Here is a 14323-nt window from a genome sequence, read left to right as displayed (position 1 = left end):
CGTCGTCCAGGGCGACCCGCTGTACCAGGAGATCGTGTTCACGGGGGAGCAGGTCCCTCTGGCCGACGCCCGGTTGCTGGCTCCCGTCATCCCGCGGAGCAAGGTGGTCGGGATCGGCAAGAACTACGCGGACCACGCGGCCGAGATGGGCGGCGAGGCGCCGGCCGAGCCGCTGATCTTCCTCAAGCCGAACACCTCGGTCGTCGGTCCCGGCGACCCGGTGGTCATGCCGCCGCAGTCGGCCGAGGTGCACTACGAGGGCGAGCTCGCGGTCGTGATCGGGCGGCTCTGCAAGGACGTGCCGCCGGACCAGGTCGCCGACGTCATCTACGGCTACACCTGTGCGGACGACGTGACCGCGCGCGACCTGCAGCACAGCGACGGGCAGTGGGCGCGGGCCAAGGGCTTCGACTCGTTCTGCCCGCTCGGGCCGTGGATCGAGACCGACCTCGACCCGCAGACCTTCGCCGACGGCGTGACCGTCCAGACCCACCTCAACGGCGATCTCGTCCAGGACGGCTCGACCCGCGACCTGATCTTCGACATCCCCACGCTCGTCGCCTACGTCACCAGCGTGATGACCCTGCTTCCCGGCGACGTGATCCTGACCGGCACCCCGGAGGGCGTCGGGCCGATGGAGCCCGGCGACGAGGTCGAGGTCTCCGTCGCCGGCATCGGCGCCCTGACCAACACGGTGGCCCGGCGATGAGCGAGCCGGTCCTGGGTGACCTGCGCCCCGCGGACGTCCGCGTCAGGTTCTCCCCCACCCCGACCGGCAACCTCCACCTCAGTGACGTCCGCAGCGCCCTGTTCAACTGGGCGTTCGCCCGCCACTACGGCGGCGTGCTGGTCCTGCGCATCGAGGACACCGACCTGGCAGGCAGCGTCCGGGGTGGACACCACTCCGTCATCGACGCGCTGCGCTGGCTCGGCATCGACTGGGACGAGGGTCCAGCGGTCGGTGGGGGCAACGGCCCCTACCGGCAGTCGGAGCGGCTGCCGATCTACGCCGAGGCCGCTCGGACGCTGCGCGAGGAGCGAGCGGCGTACGACTGCTACTGCACGCCCGAGGAGGTCGAGCAGCGCCGGGCCGAGGGCGGGTCGCGAGCCCAGGGCTACGACGGCTTCTGCCGCGAGCTCGGCGCCGACCGGCTCGCCGTATGGCAGGCGCAGGGACGCAACCCGGTGCTCCGGTACCGCATGCCGGACGAGCCCGTCGTCTTCGACGACCTCGTCCGCGGGCAGGTTGCGGTTCCTCCCGAGGACGTGCCCGACTACGCGATCCTGCGTGCCAACGGCGACCCGCTCTACGCGCTGACCAACACCCTCGACGACGCCATGATGGGGATCACGCACGTGATCCGCGGCGACGACCTCCTGGCGGCGACGCCCCGGCAGATCCCCCTGCTGAGGACGCTTCGGCAGCTCGGTGTCGGAGACGGCCCTCCGCGCTACGCGCACCTGCCGAGCGTGACTCGCGCGGTCACCGAGGACGAGCGCGCGCCGGAGCCGGGCTCGGGTCTGCTGGAGTACGTCGACCGGGGATTCCTGCCCGAGGGGCTGCTCAACTACCTCGCGCTCCTGGGGTGGCGGATGGGTGACCGCGACGTGTTCACCATCGACGAGATGGCCGCGGCGTTCGACGTCCGTCAGGTGGGGCCCGAGCCCGCGCACTTCGACCTCCACAGGCTCGAGGCGGTCAACAGCGCGCACATGCGGCGGATCTCTCTGCCGGACATGACCGAGCGCGTGATCCCCTTCCTCGCCGACGACGGGCTCGTGAGCGAGCCGCTCACCCCCGACCAACGCCGGCTCCTGGACGCCGCGATGCCGTGGGTGGCCGGCCGGATGAGCACCCTGTCCGAGGTGGTGCCGATGCTGGGGTTCCTGTTCGTCGGGGAGACGGAGTTCGCGCCGGTCGACGAGATCGACGACGCCGACCGCGACGTCCTGCGAGCCTCCTACGAGGCCCTGTCCTCGCTCGGCGACTGGACGACGGCCGGGATCGAGAGGGCCCTTCAGGAGTCCTCCGCGCCGACGGAGGGCGACGAGGCACGCGAGGCGTTCGGCCCCGTCCGGGTCGCGGTGACGGGGCGACGGGTCAGCCCGCCCTTGTTCGAGTCCCTCGAGCTGCTCGGCCGCGAGCGGTCGCTGGGCCGTCTCCAGGCGGCCCTGGGATGACTCAGGCACGCAGGCCGGACGACATCGAGGTGCCGGCCGGGCTCCCGTACCACCGCATCCAGGAGGCCGGCCTTCCTGGGCTCTGGCGACCCCTGGCCGGCATCGTCTTGATGTTCCTGGGCTTCGCCGTGATCGGCGCCGTGGTGGCCGAGGCTGCGTTCGCCGCCTACTTCGCCGTCACCGGCCAGGCGCAGGTGCCCGTCAGCCAGCTCGCCGACCTCGACCATCCGTCGCCGGAGCGGCTCGCGTTCCTCAACGTCGCGCTTGCGACGTTCATCCCGCTGGCGATGGTGGGCAGCAGGCTGCTGCACGGGATCGCGCCGCGCTGGCTGGCCTCGGTGAGACCGGGGATCCGCTGGCGCTTCCTGGTCGCCTGCCTCGGGGTGTCTGTGGTCGCACTCCTGGCCACGCTGGTTGTCGGTGCGGTGCTGCCCGGTCAGGGCGGCGACGTCAGCGGCTCGGCCAACGCCTTCACGACCACGACGTTCCACTACCTGCTGGTGATCGCGCTCCTCACGCCGTTCCAGGCGGCGGGGGAGGAGTACGTCTTCCGTGGCTACCTCACCCAGGCCGTCGGCGGGATGTTCCGCTCGGCGTGGGTGGCGGTCCTGGTGCCGGCATTCCTGTTCGGCCTCGCACACGGACTCGGCCAGAGCGTGCCGGTCTTCTTCGACCGGTTCGCCTTCGGCGTCGTGGCCGGCATCCTGGTGATCCGGACCGGGGGACTCGAGGCCGGCATCGCGATGCACGTGCTCAACAACTTCCTCGCCTACGGCGCCGCCCTGGCCTTCGGTGACATGGCCACGACGCTGAACCCCACGGGCGGGAGCTGGTGGAGCATCCCGGTCACCCTGACCCAGTCGCTGGTCTACCTGTGGCTCGCCGTCGTGGTCTGCCGGAGGATGGGCCTGAGCACGACCACCGGCCCGCGCGTTTTGGAGGCCCCGCGCAGCCGCGTGTAGGGTTTCCCGGCGGTCGGCTGAGCGTCCGCCAGTCCCTGCCGGTCCCGGGTCGGAGTGGGTCGCGGAGCAGCGAAAGCCGCTCAACCATTGGGGTATGGTGTAATTGGCAGCACGGCTGATTCTGGTTCAGTTAGTCTAGGTTCGAGTCCTAGTACCCCAGCGACAGTCCCGGTCCGGGCCGGAATCGCTCAGAATTTTGTCGCCTCTGAGACCGACCGATACAGTCTCTCTTCGCGTGTCTCACGTGCCCGCCCCCGTTGTGTAGTGGCCTAGCACGCCGCCCTCTCAAGGCGGTAGCGCCGGTTCGAATCCGGTCGGGGGTACCGCTCCGAAGAGCGGTCCCGACCAGCGGAAACGCTGGACTTGACCGCTTCGTCATCTCCCGCGAAATCCGGCTCGGGCAACACTGGGGCAACACGGGGCAACGCGCTCAGACCGGCTCGCCGTGCTCGAGCCGCCTCCCGGGCGGCGTCCAGCGCGCTGCCGACCTCGTCGAGCCGGTCCTCGAAGAGGTGCCCGTAGGTGTCCAGCGTCATCGTCGCCGAGCTGTGCCCGAGCATCTGCTGGACGACCTTGACGTCCGCGCCGCTGGCGATCGCCAGACTGGCCGCGGTGTGCCGCAGCTGGTGCGGGTGCAGGTCCGGTACGCCGATCGCCCTGGCGGCCGAGCTGAACGCGGTCCGGAAGGTGCTGACGCGCAGGGGTTGGCCGCTGCGGATGCCCGCGAAGACCAGATCGTCCGGCTGCTTGCTCCAGATGTGTTCGCCAAGCTCGGTCGCGAGGAACTGCGGGATCGGGACCTCGCGGCGTGGTGTGAGGGACTTTGAACCGCTCCAGCTGGACACCGCCGGGATCGACCACGGCAACGGCGTGTTCGGTGCTGGCCCAATCGATGCCCGCGGTCGGAGCAGTCGGAACCGGGGTACCGGCCATCTCAATCTGATCAGGCTGGTCAATCTGATCAATCATAGTCTCGTGCTCCCTCGCTGTTGCCTCAGCAGGTGGCACCCCCAACGGTTCGGGACACGACTGCCGGTCGCTCACTGATCGGCGCTCTGATGGCGCACAGCCCTGTCGCCAGTCGGCGTGTCCTGGGCCGTTGGGCCCCGCATTACTCATCGGGGACCTCACAGGTCTCGCGGTCGTGGCGATGACCCAACGGGAACCAGGGATGCGCCGGTGACTCCATGTCACCGACACCCATCACGGTGCCGGATCACCCCACCGACCACCACACCTTCGACCAGTGAGCGGTCGGCTGGGCTCCCCGGCATCTAGTCTTCGTCCGTGCCGAGAATCGAGGGTGTCACGCTCTGGGACGCCTTCTGGTCTTCCGTCGCCTTGAACTTCGGCGCCTCGTGCGTAGGTCTGATAGTCGTGGTGACCGGCCACTTGGATGCTGGATTCCTCATCCCGCTCGTCTGTATGGCGCTATGCGGAGCGGTCAGCCTGGCCGCGACTCTTCCCGGACGCACTCGGCGCATCGGTGGCGGCGGCCTACTCGGCGTCTTCGTGTCCGTGCTCGGGTTCGTGGTCGTCGTGGTCGCAGTGTTCGTCGGCTACTTCGTGATCGGCGGAAATGAGGTCTCGTAGCGACCGCCGCTGACATGACGGTCGGAGGCCGTTGCTATCAAGTCGGGGTTGCCGACTCCCGCCGCATCTGTGAGGTGGGTGTGTAGCCTTCCGCGGCGAGCCAGGCTCGTGCTCGTCCGCGATGTCTGTCCTCGGAGTAGGCGTACCAGCGGCTTTGAAGGTCGGGCCAACGCGCCAGTTGGTCCTTGAATCGACGGAACGCACCTCGACCGTCCAAGGCCCTCCCGAGCCCGTCTGCGATATCGGGGTCCTCGATGCTGGCAGTGAACAGTTCCATGTCGTGGTAGCCGGCACGTGAGCCCTCGCTGTGGACCCACAACCAGTGCTCGGAATCGTCTTCGTCCGCCTCTTCGTCGCCGACCTCGATCGCGTACTCGACGGCCGGCATGGGCCACACCTCGCCGTCGTCTAGGTCGATCCGGCCGCCACTGGAGACCGGGTCCCCTTCGAGCACGTCGGCGAGTTGTTCGAGGTCGACTGGCAGCGGCTTCAACAGCCGCGTTGCCCCGGTACCGAGTCGGGCCGCCAGCGCGGTGGAAAGCTCCTCGTCACCCTCCCAGTCCCGCTCACCCAGCGCGGTCACGCACTCGACCGCCGCCTCCCGAGCACCGGTGGCTCCGCGAGCCAGCGCCTCCAGCAGCCCATCGCCGATCAGCTGGAGCGCGTGGTCGGGCCACGATCGCTGCAGCAGGGACAGCAACGTCTCGCCGTCTGCCGTGGCTACTGCGGCGCGCAGCTGGCGCCGGCGTTCCAGATCGTCCATCGAGACATTGTCCCCACCTCTGCGCGCCCCCGGCGCCGGGCGTCTGCCGCAACGGTCCACCGCCACACGCCGGAGGACAAGGCCGAACTCACGTCCGGACAGAGGCCGGAGGGGGTGCCACGCCGCGCCTACCCGGAGACGTGAGGACCACGGCGGAGGGACGATCCGCTCCGCGGCTTGTGAGTGCGATGCAGCCGTAGCCTGAGCGCATGTCGGACTGGCCTTCGCACGTGCTGGCTTCGGGAGTCCTGGTGTGGGACACCAGCGGGCGACTTCTGATGGTGAAGACTCACAACCGCGACACGCTGATCCTCCCTGGTGGGATTGTGGAGCCAGCCGAGTCACCGGCGGTCGCGGGTCAGCGCGAGGTCCTGGAAGAGGTCGGCCTTGAGGTGTCCGTCGGGCGACTGCTGGCGGTGCAGCACCTGGGGCCGGAGGGTGAAAAGCCCAGCAGCGTTCAGTTCGTGTTCGACAGCGAGCCGCTCGTGGGGTCACCCGAGTTGACGCTGCAGACGGAGGAGATCGAGGCTGCCCATTGGCTCGACCCTGGCGAGGCAGTCGCTCTTCACGGTGCGCGAGGTCAGGCTCGAATGAGTGCCGCGCTGCATGCGCACGCGGGAGGGCCTGTCGTGTTCCTCGACGCGACCCGTGCGCCGTAACAGGACGCCCTCACATCGGCAGATGAGTGCGTTTCGGGCAGATGTTTCAGGCCAGCTTTCGGGACTCGACCCAGGAATGCGCACGTTCGATTGCTGCCTTGTGCCCGCCCGCAACCCTTTCGACGCGACGCATGACCTCTTCGCCGTCGACGAGTCCATCATCGACGAGGGATCCGACGAAGTTGAGATCCTTCTCGCGGAAGGCGATCAGCTTCGCGACGCAGAGATCCTCCTTGTCGGGGCACCAGCCGGTGAAGCGCCGCTCTCCCGAGGGCGCGGCTGTGTTCGCGTTCTGCAGTGGGACGAGGCGGTCGCGCCAACCCTCGGGCAGGACGGCGGTGTCGAGGTCGACGCCGTCGATGCTGAAGCCGTGGAGTCCCTCGAAGGGGGAGAACTCGCCCGCGACGCCCTCGATGAGATCGGCCAGCCGAGCAGTTTCCTCATTGCTGTCAGCGATCGGAAGGATGTCGACCTCGATCGACATGGTCGCAGCAGCAGGAAGCTGCGACTCGTCGTAGGTGCCGAGGATGGCCTGCGAGCCGACCACGATCACCTCGGGCTCCTGGATGATCTGGCAGGTCGTACGGATCGCGTGCTCAAGCTGGTCGCGACGCATCAGCCAGCCAGCCTCAGGACTTCGCGGCGCTCCTCGTCGGGGAGCAGTCCGGACATGGGGGAGACCTCGCGCATCTCGATCGAGTCCCGGTCCAGGCCGGTCATGACCCGGTGCAGGCCGGGAAGATCGCCGCGGTCGATCAGGTGCCGCCACCGGTCGAGATTCTGCTCGTGCGGCTGGCCGGTCACCCGTTCGCCGAGACGGTCGAGGTTGCGCTCGATGGTCGGCTCCCAGTCCTTGAAGATCTCGCGGTTGAGCAGCGTCGAAAGTCGCCGGTGCAACTGCCAGGACCGGCGCTCGGAGCGAGTCAGCTTGGGGACGACCGGGCGCCTGACCACTTCGAGCCGGAACCCCATGCACGACAGCAGTCGGTCGAGCTGGTCGTCGCTGAGCTCGACCTTTCCGGACAGGAAGCCGCTGATGCTGGGCTGGCGCACACCGCTGAGCCGGGACAGGTCTGACTGGGTGGTGCTCGTCTCGAGCATCACGTCGCGCAGCACCTCGCCTCGGCCGGTCATGGTTCTAGTATAGCGGTTTCTGCTATAGGGCTCGGGCCGTCGATGTGGAACTCGGGCAACACTGGGGCGACACGCGGTCCAGAAACAGCCCTCGACGGCCAACCGCAGCCAATACCGCAAAGTGGCTCTGGCCTGCACGTTCATCGGCTCTCGTCATCCTTCGTTGACCCTTGAATCCCTCTCTCAAGGCGGTAGCGCCGGTTCGAATCCGGTCGGGGGTACCACTCCGAAAAGCTCTCCTAACCAGCGAGAACGCTGCCGAGGGCCGCTTCTGCGCTTCCGGTGAAGTCCCGCTCGGGCACACTCGGGCCGACACTGGGGCCACACCCGGCAACGCGCGCAGGCCGGGCCCGACGTGCCCGAGGCGCCTTCCGGGCGGCGTCCATCGCGGTACCGACCGGTGAGCCCGACGCCACTTGTGCGATCCCGGAGCGAGGGCCAATCTGAGGTCCGAGGCGCCGAGTCGGCGTTCGCGAGGGGGTCGGCGATGAGCTCACGTCTGCGAATGCTGGCGGTCGGCTCGGGGATCGTCGCCTTGATGGTCGGGGTCGGTGCCGCGAGCGCGCAGCCTCAGCTCCGGGCGCCCGATCGGGCACCAGTGCCGAGAGCCGTGTCGCCGGAAGCCTTGCTCGCGGCCGACCACGCGGCCGGCCACGCCGCCAGCGAGTTCCATCCGGTCAAGCTCTGTCGCATCGTGTCGACCAAGGGTCATGGAGGCCCGATCTCCAAGAGCGGCGGCCGTTCGTTCCATGCGGCCGGGAAGAGTGGTTTCTCCGGGCAAGGCGGCCACGGGTCCGGGTGCGGCATCCCCGTGGGGGCCACCCTGGTCCTCGCCCGGATCACGGCGATCAAGCCGCACAAGTCCGGAGTGATCGCCGCGTTCGCCACGGGGGCCTTCTCCCGTCTGGGAGCGTTGTACTACCAGGCGCACACGACCACCTCCACCGAGGCGACGGTCGGCATCGCGTCCGGCAACGGCAAGAGCCTGGCCGTGCACAACGGCGGCAAGAGCCCGGTCAACCTGACCATCGACGTCGTCGGCTACTACCGGCCGCCGATGCACGGGCTGATCTACACCGGTTCCTCGAGCACACCTGGAAGCGTGTACAGCGGGTCGCCGAGCATCGTGTCGGTCACCTGGGTATCCGTCGGCGTGGCAGACGTGACCTTCGATCGCGACGTCACCTACTGCACCCCGATCGCGGGGGCCTACTACGACTCCACCTACTACGCCAACGCGAAGGCGTTCGACGGCCGCACGGTCCGGGTGTACAGCTGGTACTTCGACGCCATCACCCAACAGATGGTCGAGGTCAACAACTACGTCTACCTCACCGTGATCTGCTGACACGCGGCAGCATCTGGCGAGCAGCCGCGCGGGCCTTCGGCGCGTCGGCCCTAGGATCGGCGCATGTCCTCCACCGCGCTCGTCCCGTCCCTGGTCCATCCCCGACACCGGGTCGCCGCCCTGGTCGCCGACCTCGTGCTGGTCGCCGTCGGCATCGGCGTGGTCGCGCTGTCGGCGCAGGTGTCGATCCCCCTGCCGCACACGCCGGTGCCGCTCACGGGCCAGACCTTCGCCGTGCTCCTGGTCGGCGGTGCCTACGGCGCGACCCGCGCGTCGGCCACCCTGGCCGGCTACCTCGTGGTGGGGGGCCTCGGGTACGGCGTCTTCGCCTCGCACGGATCGGGATGGGACGCCCTCCGGCTCTCGTCCGCGACGGGCGGCTATCTCGTCGGCATGCTGGTCGCAGCCGCCCTGGTGGGCTGGCTCGCCGATCGAGGGTGGGACCGTAGGGCGGCGCGTTCCCTGCCCGCGATGCTGCTCGGCAACGTCGTCATCTACGCGTTCGGTGCCACCTGGCTGGCCCACGCGTACCACCTGACGGCCGGCCAGGCCTGGGACGACGGCGTGAAGGACTTCCTGGTGGGCGACGCGATCAAGATCCTGCTGGCGGCCGGCCTGCTTCCCGCGGCGTGGAAGCTCGTCGACTCCATTCGTCGCTGACCCCTCGCAGGTCGGGGTGTCGCAGCCGAATGCCTCGACGGCCGTGTCCGATTCCCGCCAGAGACTGTCGGCGGCGTCGGTCATGATGGAGGCATGACATCGTCGACGGCCCCGATGCACCTGGACCGGGAGTCGTGCTACGGCGCGGTCAAGAGCCGCGACCGCAGGTTCGACGGCGTCTTCTACACCGCGGTGCGGACCACCGGCATCTACTGCCGCCCCTCATGCCCGGCGCGCACGCCGGCGTACCACAACGTCACCTTCCATGCGACCGCCGCGGCGGCGCAGGCCTCGGGCTACCGCGCCTGCAAGCGCTGCCTGCCGGACGCGACGCCGGGCAGCCCCGACTGGGACGTCGCGGCCGATGTCGCCGGCCGCGCGATGCGCCTCATCGGCGACGGGGTCGTCGACCGCGAGGGCGTTGACGGGCTGGCTCGCCGCGTGGGCTACACGACGCGTCACCTCTCGCGCATCCTGACCCAGGAGCTCGGTGCCGGCCCGCTCGCGCTGGCTCGCGCCAAACGCGCTCAGACCGCCCGCGTCCTGCTCGAGACCACGTCACTGGGGGCGGCCGACGTCGCTTTCGCGGCGGGGTTCAGCAGCGTGCGGCAGTTCAACGACACGGTGCGCGAGGTGTACGCCGCGACACCGACCCGGCTTCGAGGCGGACGCGGAAACTCTCGCGCCGCAGGGGCGCTCCAGCTGCGGCTGGCGGTCCGCACGCCGTTCGCCGGGCGGGCGCTGCACGAGTTCCTGGCCGCGCGCGCGGTGCCGGGGGTCGAGCTGGCGGCCGACACGACGTACTCGCGCACGCTGCGGCTGCCGCACGGATCCGGCGTGGTAACCCTCGCCCTTGTCGACGTCGACGACGCGGGAGCGACGGCGTTCGTTCCGGCGACGTTCCGATTGACCGACCTGCGCGACCTCTCGGCGGCCGTCGAGCGCGTACGCCGGCTCATCGACGCCGACTGTGACCCGGTCGCGATCACCGACGCCTTCGCCGGCGACCCGGTGCTCGGCCCCTTGGCGCGGCGGGCTCCCGGTCTGCGGGTGCCGGGGCACGTCGACGGCGACGAGCTGGCGGTGCGCGCGGTCCTCGGCCAGCAGGTCACGGTGGCAGCGGCGCGCACGGCCGCGGCCCGGCTCGCCCAGTCCTACGGCGAGCCGCTCGCCGAGCCCGTCGCCGGGCTCACCCATCTCTTCCCGGTCGCGTCCCGGCTCGGCTCGCTCGAGCCCGAGGCGCTGCCGATGCCGCGCTCGCGCGGCCGCGCCCTGATCGCCCTCACCCGAGCCCTGGGCGAGGGCGACCTGAGCCTCGACCGCGGTGCCGACCGTGACGACGTCCGGCGTCAGCTGCTGGCGATGCCGGGCATCGGCCCGTGGACCGCCGACTACGTCGCGCTGCGTGCGTTGGGACACCCCGACGTGTTCCTGCCCACCGACATCGGCATCCGCGACGCACTCCGTGCGTTGGGCATCGACCCGGCGGATGCGGAAGACCTGGCCGAGCGGTGGCGGCCCTGGCGCTCCTACGCCCAGCTCCAGCTGTGGCACTCACTGTCGGCAACGAAAGGACCCTGACCATGTGGACCCTCATGGACTCTCCCATCGGCGATCTGCGCATCGTCGAGCACGGCGGTGCGGTCAGCGCGATCGAGTTCTCGCCGTTCCGCGACCACGACGGCCGGCCGCGCGGCGACCGCGACGACACGGTGCCGGTCCTGGTCGAGACCGTGCGTCAGCTGCGGGCCTACTTCGAGCGCGACCTCAAGGAGTTCGACCTGCCACTCGACCCGGCGGGCACCGACTTCCAGAAGTCGGTGTGGGCCCAGCTGGTGCGCATCGGCTACGGCGAGACCGCGTCGTACGGCGAGATCGCGAGGCGGCTGGGCAAGTCGAACGCCGCGTCGCGCGCCGTCGGCCTTGCCAACGGCAGCAACCCCATCCCGATCGTGATCCCGTGCCACCGCGTCATCGGCGCCGACGGCACCCTCACCGGGTACGCCGGGGGGATCGAGCGCAAGCAGACGCTCCTCGAGATCGAGCAGGACGCCTTGTTCTAGGGACGTGCTGATCAATGGCGCCGGCGCGCAGCAGGCGGGATTGATCAGCACTTCCCCAGGCCGAGCCCGACTCGGCTACTCCGCGGCGGCGCGCCGTAGTGACTCCGAGAGGCGCTCGGCGGCCGCGACGACGGCGGGAGCGTGCATCCGGCCAGGCTGGCGCGAGAGTCGCTCCAGAGGGCCGCTCACCGAGACGGCGGCGACGATCTTGCCGGACGGCGAGCGGACCGGGGCCGACACCGACGCGACGCCCTGCTCTCGCTCGCCCACCGACTGTGCCCAGCCGCGGCGGCGGATGCCGGACAGCGCGGCCGCGGAGAAGGCGGCGTTCTGAAGGCCACGGTGGATGCGCTCGGCGTCCTCCCAGGCCAGCAGCACCTGAGCGGCCGAGCCGGCCCGCATCGTGAGCTGGGATCCGACCGGGATGGTGTCGCGCAGACCGGAGGGCCGCTCGGCCGCCGCGACGCACACCCGGTGCTCGCCCTGGCGGCGCCACAGCTGGGCCGACTCCCCGGTGATGTCGCGGAGCCGCGCCAGCACCGGTCCGGCGGTCGCCAGCAGGCGGTCCTCGCCTGCGGCGACGGAGAGCTCGGAGAGGCGAGGGCCCAGCACGAAGCGACCTTGCAGGTCACGCGCAACCAGTCGATGGTGCTCCAGCGCCACGGCGAGCCGGTGCGCCGTCGGCCGGGCCAGGCCGGTCGCGGTCACCAGCCCGGCCAGCGTGGCCGGCCCCGACTCGAGTGCGGTGAGCACCAGGGCAGCCTTGTCCAGCACCCCCACACCGCTCGTGTTGTCCATATGGCAATACTGACGTCTCAGATCATGGGACGCAAGATATACGATGGGGAGGTACCCCAAGAGTTCCTTGCAACCCCCGAGGGAGTAGTGATGGGCAGGACCCTGGCCGAGAAGGTGTGGGACGAGCACGTGGTCCGCTCCACCGAGGGGGAGCCCGATCTGCTCTACATCGACCTCCATCTCGTGCACGAGGTGACCTCCCCCCAGGCCTTCGACGGGCTGCGCCTCGCGGGCCGGCCGGTACGCCGTCCCGAGCTCACCCTGGCGACCGAGGACCACAACGTCCCGACCGTCGACTGGGACCAGCCGATCAAGGACCCCGTCAGCCGGGCCCAGGTCGAGACCTTGCGCACCAACGCGGAGGAGTTCGGCGTCCGCCTGCATCCTCTCGGCGATCTCGACCAGGGGATCGTGCACATCATCGGCCCGCAGCTCGGGCTCACCCAACCGGGGATGACCATCGTCTGCGGCGACTCCCACACCTCGACCCACGGTGCCTTCGGCGCGCTCGCGTTCGGGATCGGCACCTCCGAGGTCGAGCACGTGCTCGCCACCCAGACGCTGCCCCAGTCACGCCCCAAGACCATGGCCGTGACGGTCACCGGCGCTCTCCCCGACGGTGTCACGGCCAAGGACCTCGTGCTCACGCTGATCGCCCACGCCGGCACCGGCGGTGGGCAGGGGTACGTCGTCGAGTACCGCGGCCCCGCCATCGAGGCGCTCTCGATGGAGGGCCGGATGACGGTGTGCAACATGAGCATCGAGTGGGGCGCCAAGGCCGGCCTGATCGCACCCGACGAGACGACGTTCGGCTACTTGCACGACCGACCGGAGGCGCCGCGGGGCGCCGAGTGGGACAGCGCAGTCTCCCACTGGCGCACCCTGGTCACCGACGACGACGCGGAGTTCGACCGCGAGATCGAGCTGGACGCCGGTGCGATGGCGCCCTTCGTGACGTGGGGGACCAATCCCGGGCAAGGCGTCCCGCTCTCCGGTTCGGTGCCCGAGCCGGAGCTCTTCGAGGACGAGAGCGACCGCGTCGGAGCACGCAAAGCCCTGGAGTACATGGGGTTGCGGGCCGGAACGCCGATGCGTGAGATCCAGATCGACACGGTGTTCGTCGGCTCCTGCACCAACGGCCGCATCGAGGATCTCCGTGTTGCCGCCGACGTCGTCCGGGGTCGCAAGGTCGCCGACGGCACCAGGCTCCTGGTGGTCCCTGGCTCGGTCCGGGTCCGGCTCCAGGCCGAGGACGAGGGCCTCGACGTGATCTTCAAGGAGGCGGGCGCCGAGTGGCGCGGTGCCGGCTGCTCGATGTGCCTGGGCATGAACCCCGACCAGCTCGCCCCGCAGGAGCGCAGCGCCTCGACCTCCAACCGCAACTTCGAGGGCCGCCAGGGCAAGGGCGGGCGCACCCACCTGGTCTCGGTGCCGGTCGCCGCCGCCACCGCGGTCCGCGGCACCTTGAGCTCACCGGCAGATCTGGAGGCCCGGTGATGGAGGCGTTCACGACCCACACCGGCATCGGCGTTCCCCTGCGCCGCAGCAACGTCGACACCGACCAGATCATCCCGGCCGTCTATCTCAAGCGAGTGACCCGGCACGGTTTCGAGGACGGGCTGTTCGCGGCCTGGCGCAACGACCCGGCGTTCGTGCTCAACCACGCGCCGTACGACGCCGGCACGGTCCTGGTGGCGGGCCCCGACTTCGGCACGGGCTCCTCGCGCGAGCACGCCGTGTGGGCCTTGCAGGACCACGGGTTCAAGGTCGTGGTGTCACCACGCTTCGGCGACATCTTCCGCGGCAACTCCGGCAAGGCCGGGCTGCTGACCGCCCAGGTCGACGACAAGGTCGTGCAGCGGCTGTGGGAGCTGCTCGAGGCAGAGCCGGGCACGGCAGTGACCGTCGACCTGACGGCGCGGACCGTGCGGGCGGGCGATGGCCCGGGCGCGGTCGAGGACTCCTTCGACATCGACGACTACACCCGGTGGCGCCTGCTCGAGGGGCTCGACGACATCTCCCTCACCTTGGCCCACGAGGACGAGATCTCCGCATTCGAGTCGGGCCGACCGTCCTGGAAGCCCGCGACTCTGTAGGGTTGCCGAAGGCTCAGAGAGCCTCGGTTGAGCCTGATTGACTCGAAAAAACCGTCGAAAGACCCG

General features: G+C 69.9%; 15 protein-coding genes, 2 tRNA genes and 1 pseudogene. 13 read left to right on the top strand and 5 right to left on the bottom strand.

Going from position 1 to position 14323, the window contains the following annotated elements; genetic code table 11:
• The 5 genes from VHW64_RS12235 to VHW64_RS12215 form a co-directional block, all read left to right on the top strand.
• The coding region (locus VHW64_RS12235; RefSeq protein ID WP_329650834.1) for a fumarylacetoacetate hydrolase family protein at positions 1–709 on the top strand (709 nt) is incomplete at its 5' end.
• Positions 706–2181 (top strand): glutamate--tRNA ligase, encoded by a 1476-nt coding sequence (gltX, locus tag VHW64_RS12230; protein ID WP_329650833.1) that lies wholly within the window; start codon positions 706–708, stop codon positions 2179–2181. The genes VHW64_RS12235 and gltX, both read left to right, overlap by 4 nt.
• Positions 2178–3143, top strand: a complete 966-nt coding sequence (locus VHW64_RS12225) for a CPBP family intramembrane glutamic endopeptidase (protein ID WP_329650832.1) — start codon at positions 2178–2180, stop codon at positions 3141–3143. Before gltX ends, VHW64_RS12225 begins: the two co-directional genes overlap by 4 nt.
• Before the next feature lie 88 nt (positions 3144–3231).
• Positions 3232–3303, top strand: a tRNA-Gln gene (locus VHW64_RS12220).
• A 90-nt stretch (positions 3304–3393) separates the two neighbouring features.
• Positions 3394–3466: transfer RNA gene (locus VHW64_RS12215), tRNA-Glu, on the top strand.
• A 240-nt stretch (positions 3467–3706) separates the two neighbouring features.
• Here VHW64_RS12215 and VHW64_RS12210 read toward each other — a convergent pair.
• Positions 3707–3988, bottom strand: a pseudogene (locus tag VHW64_RS12210) (tyrosine-type recombinase/integrase); the annotation flags it as partial.
• Positions 3989–4430: 442 nt separating this feature from the next.
• Here VHW64_RS12210 and VHW64_RS12205 point away from each other — a divergent pair.
• Complete coding sequence (locus VHW64_RS12205) at positions 4431–4736, top strand: hypothetical protein (protein WP_329650831.1); 306 nt, start codon at positions 4431–4433, stop codon at positions 4734–4736.
• Positions 4737–4773: 37 nt separating this feature from the next.
• On the opposite strand, the gene VHW64_RS12200 is transcribed toward VHW64_RS12205, so the two are convergent.
• Complete coding sequence (locus VHW64_RS12200) at positions 4774–5499, bottom strand: UPF0158 family protein (protein WP_329650830.1); 726 nt, start codon at positions 5497–5499, stop codon at positions 4774–4776.
• A gap of 209 nt (positions 5500–5708) precedes the next feature.
• On the opposite strand from VHW64_RS12200, the gene VHW64_RS12195 reads away from it, so the two are divergent.
• Positions 5709–6158: an NUDIX hydrolase gene (locus VHW64_RS12195; RefSeq protein ID WP_329650829.1), complete on the top strand. Its 450-nt coding sequence runs from the start codon at positions 5709–5711 to the stop codon at positions 6156–6158.
• A gap of 46 nt (positions 6159–6204) precedes the next feature.
• Here VHW64_RS12195 and VHW64_RS12190 read toward each other — a convergent pair whose 3' ends face one another.
• The gene (locus tag VHW64_RS12190) at positions 6205–6774 is read right to left on the bottom strand and encodes a DUF6036 family nucleotidyltransferase (RefSeq protein ID WP_329650828.1); all 570 of its coding nucleotides are present in this window, start codon (positions 6772–6774) and stop codon (positions 6205–6207) included.
• Complete coding sequence (locus VHW64_RS12185; RefSeq protein ID WP_329650827.1) at positions 6774–7436, bottom strand: helix-turn-helix transcriptional regulator; 663 nt, start codon at positions 7434–7436, stop codon at positions 6774–6776. Before VHW64_RS12185 ends, VHW64_RS12190 begins: the two co-directional genes overlap by 1 nt.
• A 343-nt stretch (positions 7437–7779) precedes the next feature.
• Between VHW64_RS12185 and VHW64_RS12180 the strand changes: the two genes are divergently transcribed.
• The 4 genes from VHW64_RS12180 (at position 7780) to VHW64_RS12165 (ending at position 11363) form a co-directional block, all read left to right on the top strand.
• Entirely contained in the window at positions 7780–8640 is an 861-nt protein-coding gene (locus tag VHW64_RS12180; protein ID WP_329650826.1) for a hypothetical protein, read from the top strand.
• 63 nt (positions 8641–8703) lie between these two features.
• Complete coding sequence (locus VHW64_RS12175; RefSeq protein WP_329650825.1) at positions 8704–9300, top strand: biotin transporter BioY; 597 nt, start codon at positions 8704–8706, stop codon at positions 9298–9300.
• Between the two features lie 93 nt (positions 9301–9393).
• Positions 9394–10881 (top strand): AlkA N-terminal domain-containing protein, encoded by a 1488-nt coding sequence (locus tag VHW64_RS12170; protein ID WP_329650824.1) that lies wholly within the window; start codon positions 9394–9396, stop codon positions 10879–10881.
• Between the two features lie 14 nt (positions 10882–10895).
• A complete protein-coding gene (locus VHW64_RS12165; RefSeq protein WP_329650823.1) occupies positions 10896–11363 on the top strand; it encodes a methylated-DNA--[protein]-cysteine S-methyltransferase in 468 nt (155 codons plus the stop codon).
• A gap of 75 nt (positions 11364–11438) precedes the next feature.
• On the opposite strand, the gene VHW64_RS12160 is transcribed toward VHW64_RS12165, so the two are convergent.
• Positions 11439–12161, bottom strand: a complete 723-nt coding sequence (locus VHW64_RS12160; protein WP_329650822.1) for an IclR family transcriptional regulator — start codon at positions 12159–12161, stop codon at positions 11439–11441.
• A gap of 90 nt (positions 12162–12251) precedes the next feature.
• Here VHW64_RS12160 and leuC point away from each other — a divergent pair, with 90 nt between their 5' ends.
• Both leuC and leuD read left to right on the top strand, forming a co-directional pair.
• Positions 12252–13658, top strand: coding sequence for a 3-isopropylmalate dehydratase large subunit (leuC, locus tag VHW64_RS12155; RefSeq protein WP_329650821.1), 1407 nt, complete (start codon positions 12252–12254; stop codon positions 13656–13658).
• A complete protein-coding gene (gene leuD, locus VHW64_RS12150) occupies positions 13658–14257 on the top strand; it encodes a 3-isopropylmalate dehydratase small subunit (protein ID WP_329650820.1) in 600 nt (199 codons plus the stop codon). The genes leuC and leuD overlap by 1 nt, the downstream gene beginning before the upstream one ends.
• The last annotated feature ends 66 nt before the right edge of the window (positions 14258–14323 follow it).

This window comes from Nocardioides sp. (assembly GCF_036267815.1).
GTDB lineage: Bacteria > Actinomycetota > Actinomycetes > Propionibacteriales > Nocardioidaceae > Nocardioides.
Note: the sequence above shows the minus strand (reverse complement) of the source record. Positions and strands in the feature narration are given on the sequence as shown.

Excerpts from the sequence above, each read along its gene's own strand:
- gltX (WP_329650833.1), top strand. The coding sequence starts at position 706 with ATGAGCGAGCCGGTCCTGGGTGACCTGCGCCCCGCGGACGTCCGCGTC.
- VHW64_RS12225 (WP_329650832.1), top strand. The coding sequence starts at position 2,178 with ATGACTCAGGCACGCAGGCCGGACGACATCGAGGTGCCGGCCGGGCTC.
- VHW64_RS12200 (WP_329650830.1), bottom strand. The coding sequence starts at position 5,499 with ATGGACGATCTGGAACGCCGGCGCCAGCTGCGCGCCGCAGTAGCCACG.
- VHW64_RS12195 (WP_329650829.1), top strand. The coding sequence starts at position 5,709 with ATGTCGGACTGGCCTTCGCACGTGCTGGCTTCGGGAGTCCTGGTGTGG.
- VHW64_RS12190 (WP_329650828.1), bottom strand. The coding sequence starts at position 6,774 with ATGCGTCGCGACCAGCTTGAGCACGCGATCCGTACGACCTGCCAGATC.
- VHW64_RS12185 (WP_329650827.1), bottom strand. The coding sequence starts at position 7,436 with ATGAACGTGCAGGCCAGAGCCACTTTGCGGTATTGGCTGCGGTTGGCC.
- VHW64_RS12180 (WP_329650826.1), top strand. The coding sequence starts at position 7,780 with ATGAGCTCACGTCTGCGAATGCTGGCGGTCGGCTCGGGGATCGTCGCC.
- VHW64_RS12175 (WP_329650825.1), top strand. The coding sequence starts at position 8,704 with ATGTCCTCCACCGCGCTCGTCCCGTCCCTGGTCCATCCCCGACACCGG.
- VHW64_RS12170 (WP_329650824.1), top strand. The coding sequence starts at position 9,394 with ATGACATCGTCGACGGCCCCGATGCACCTGGACCGGGAGTCGTGCTAC.
- VHW64_RS12165 (WP_329650823.1), top strand. The coding sequence starts at position 10,896 with ATGGACTCTCCCATCGGCGATCTGCGCATCGTCGAGCACGGCGGTGCG.
- VHW64_RS12160 (WP_329650822.1), bottom strand. The coding sequence starts at position 12,161 with ATGGACAACACGAGCGGTGTGGGGGTGCTGGACAAGGCTGCCCTGGTG.
- leuC (WP_329650821.1), top strand. The coding sequence starts at position 12,252 with ATGGGCAGGACCCTGGCCGAGAAGGTGTGGGACGAGCACGTGGTCCGC.
- leuD (WP_329650820.1), top strand. The coding sequence starts at position 13,658 with ATGGAGGCGTTCACGACCCACACCGGCATCGGCGTTCCCCTGCGCCGC.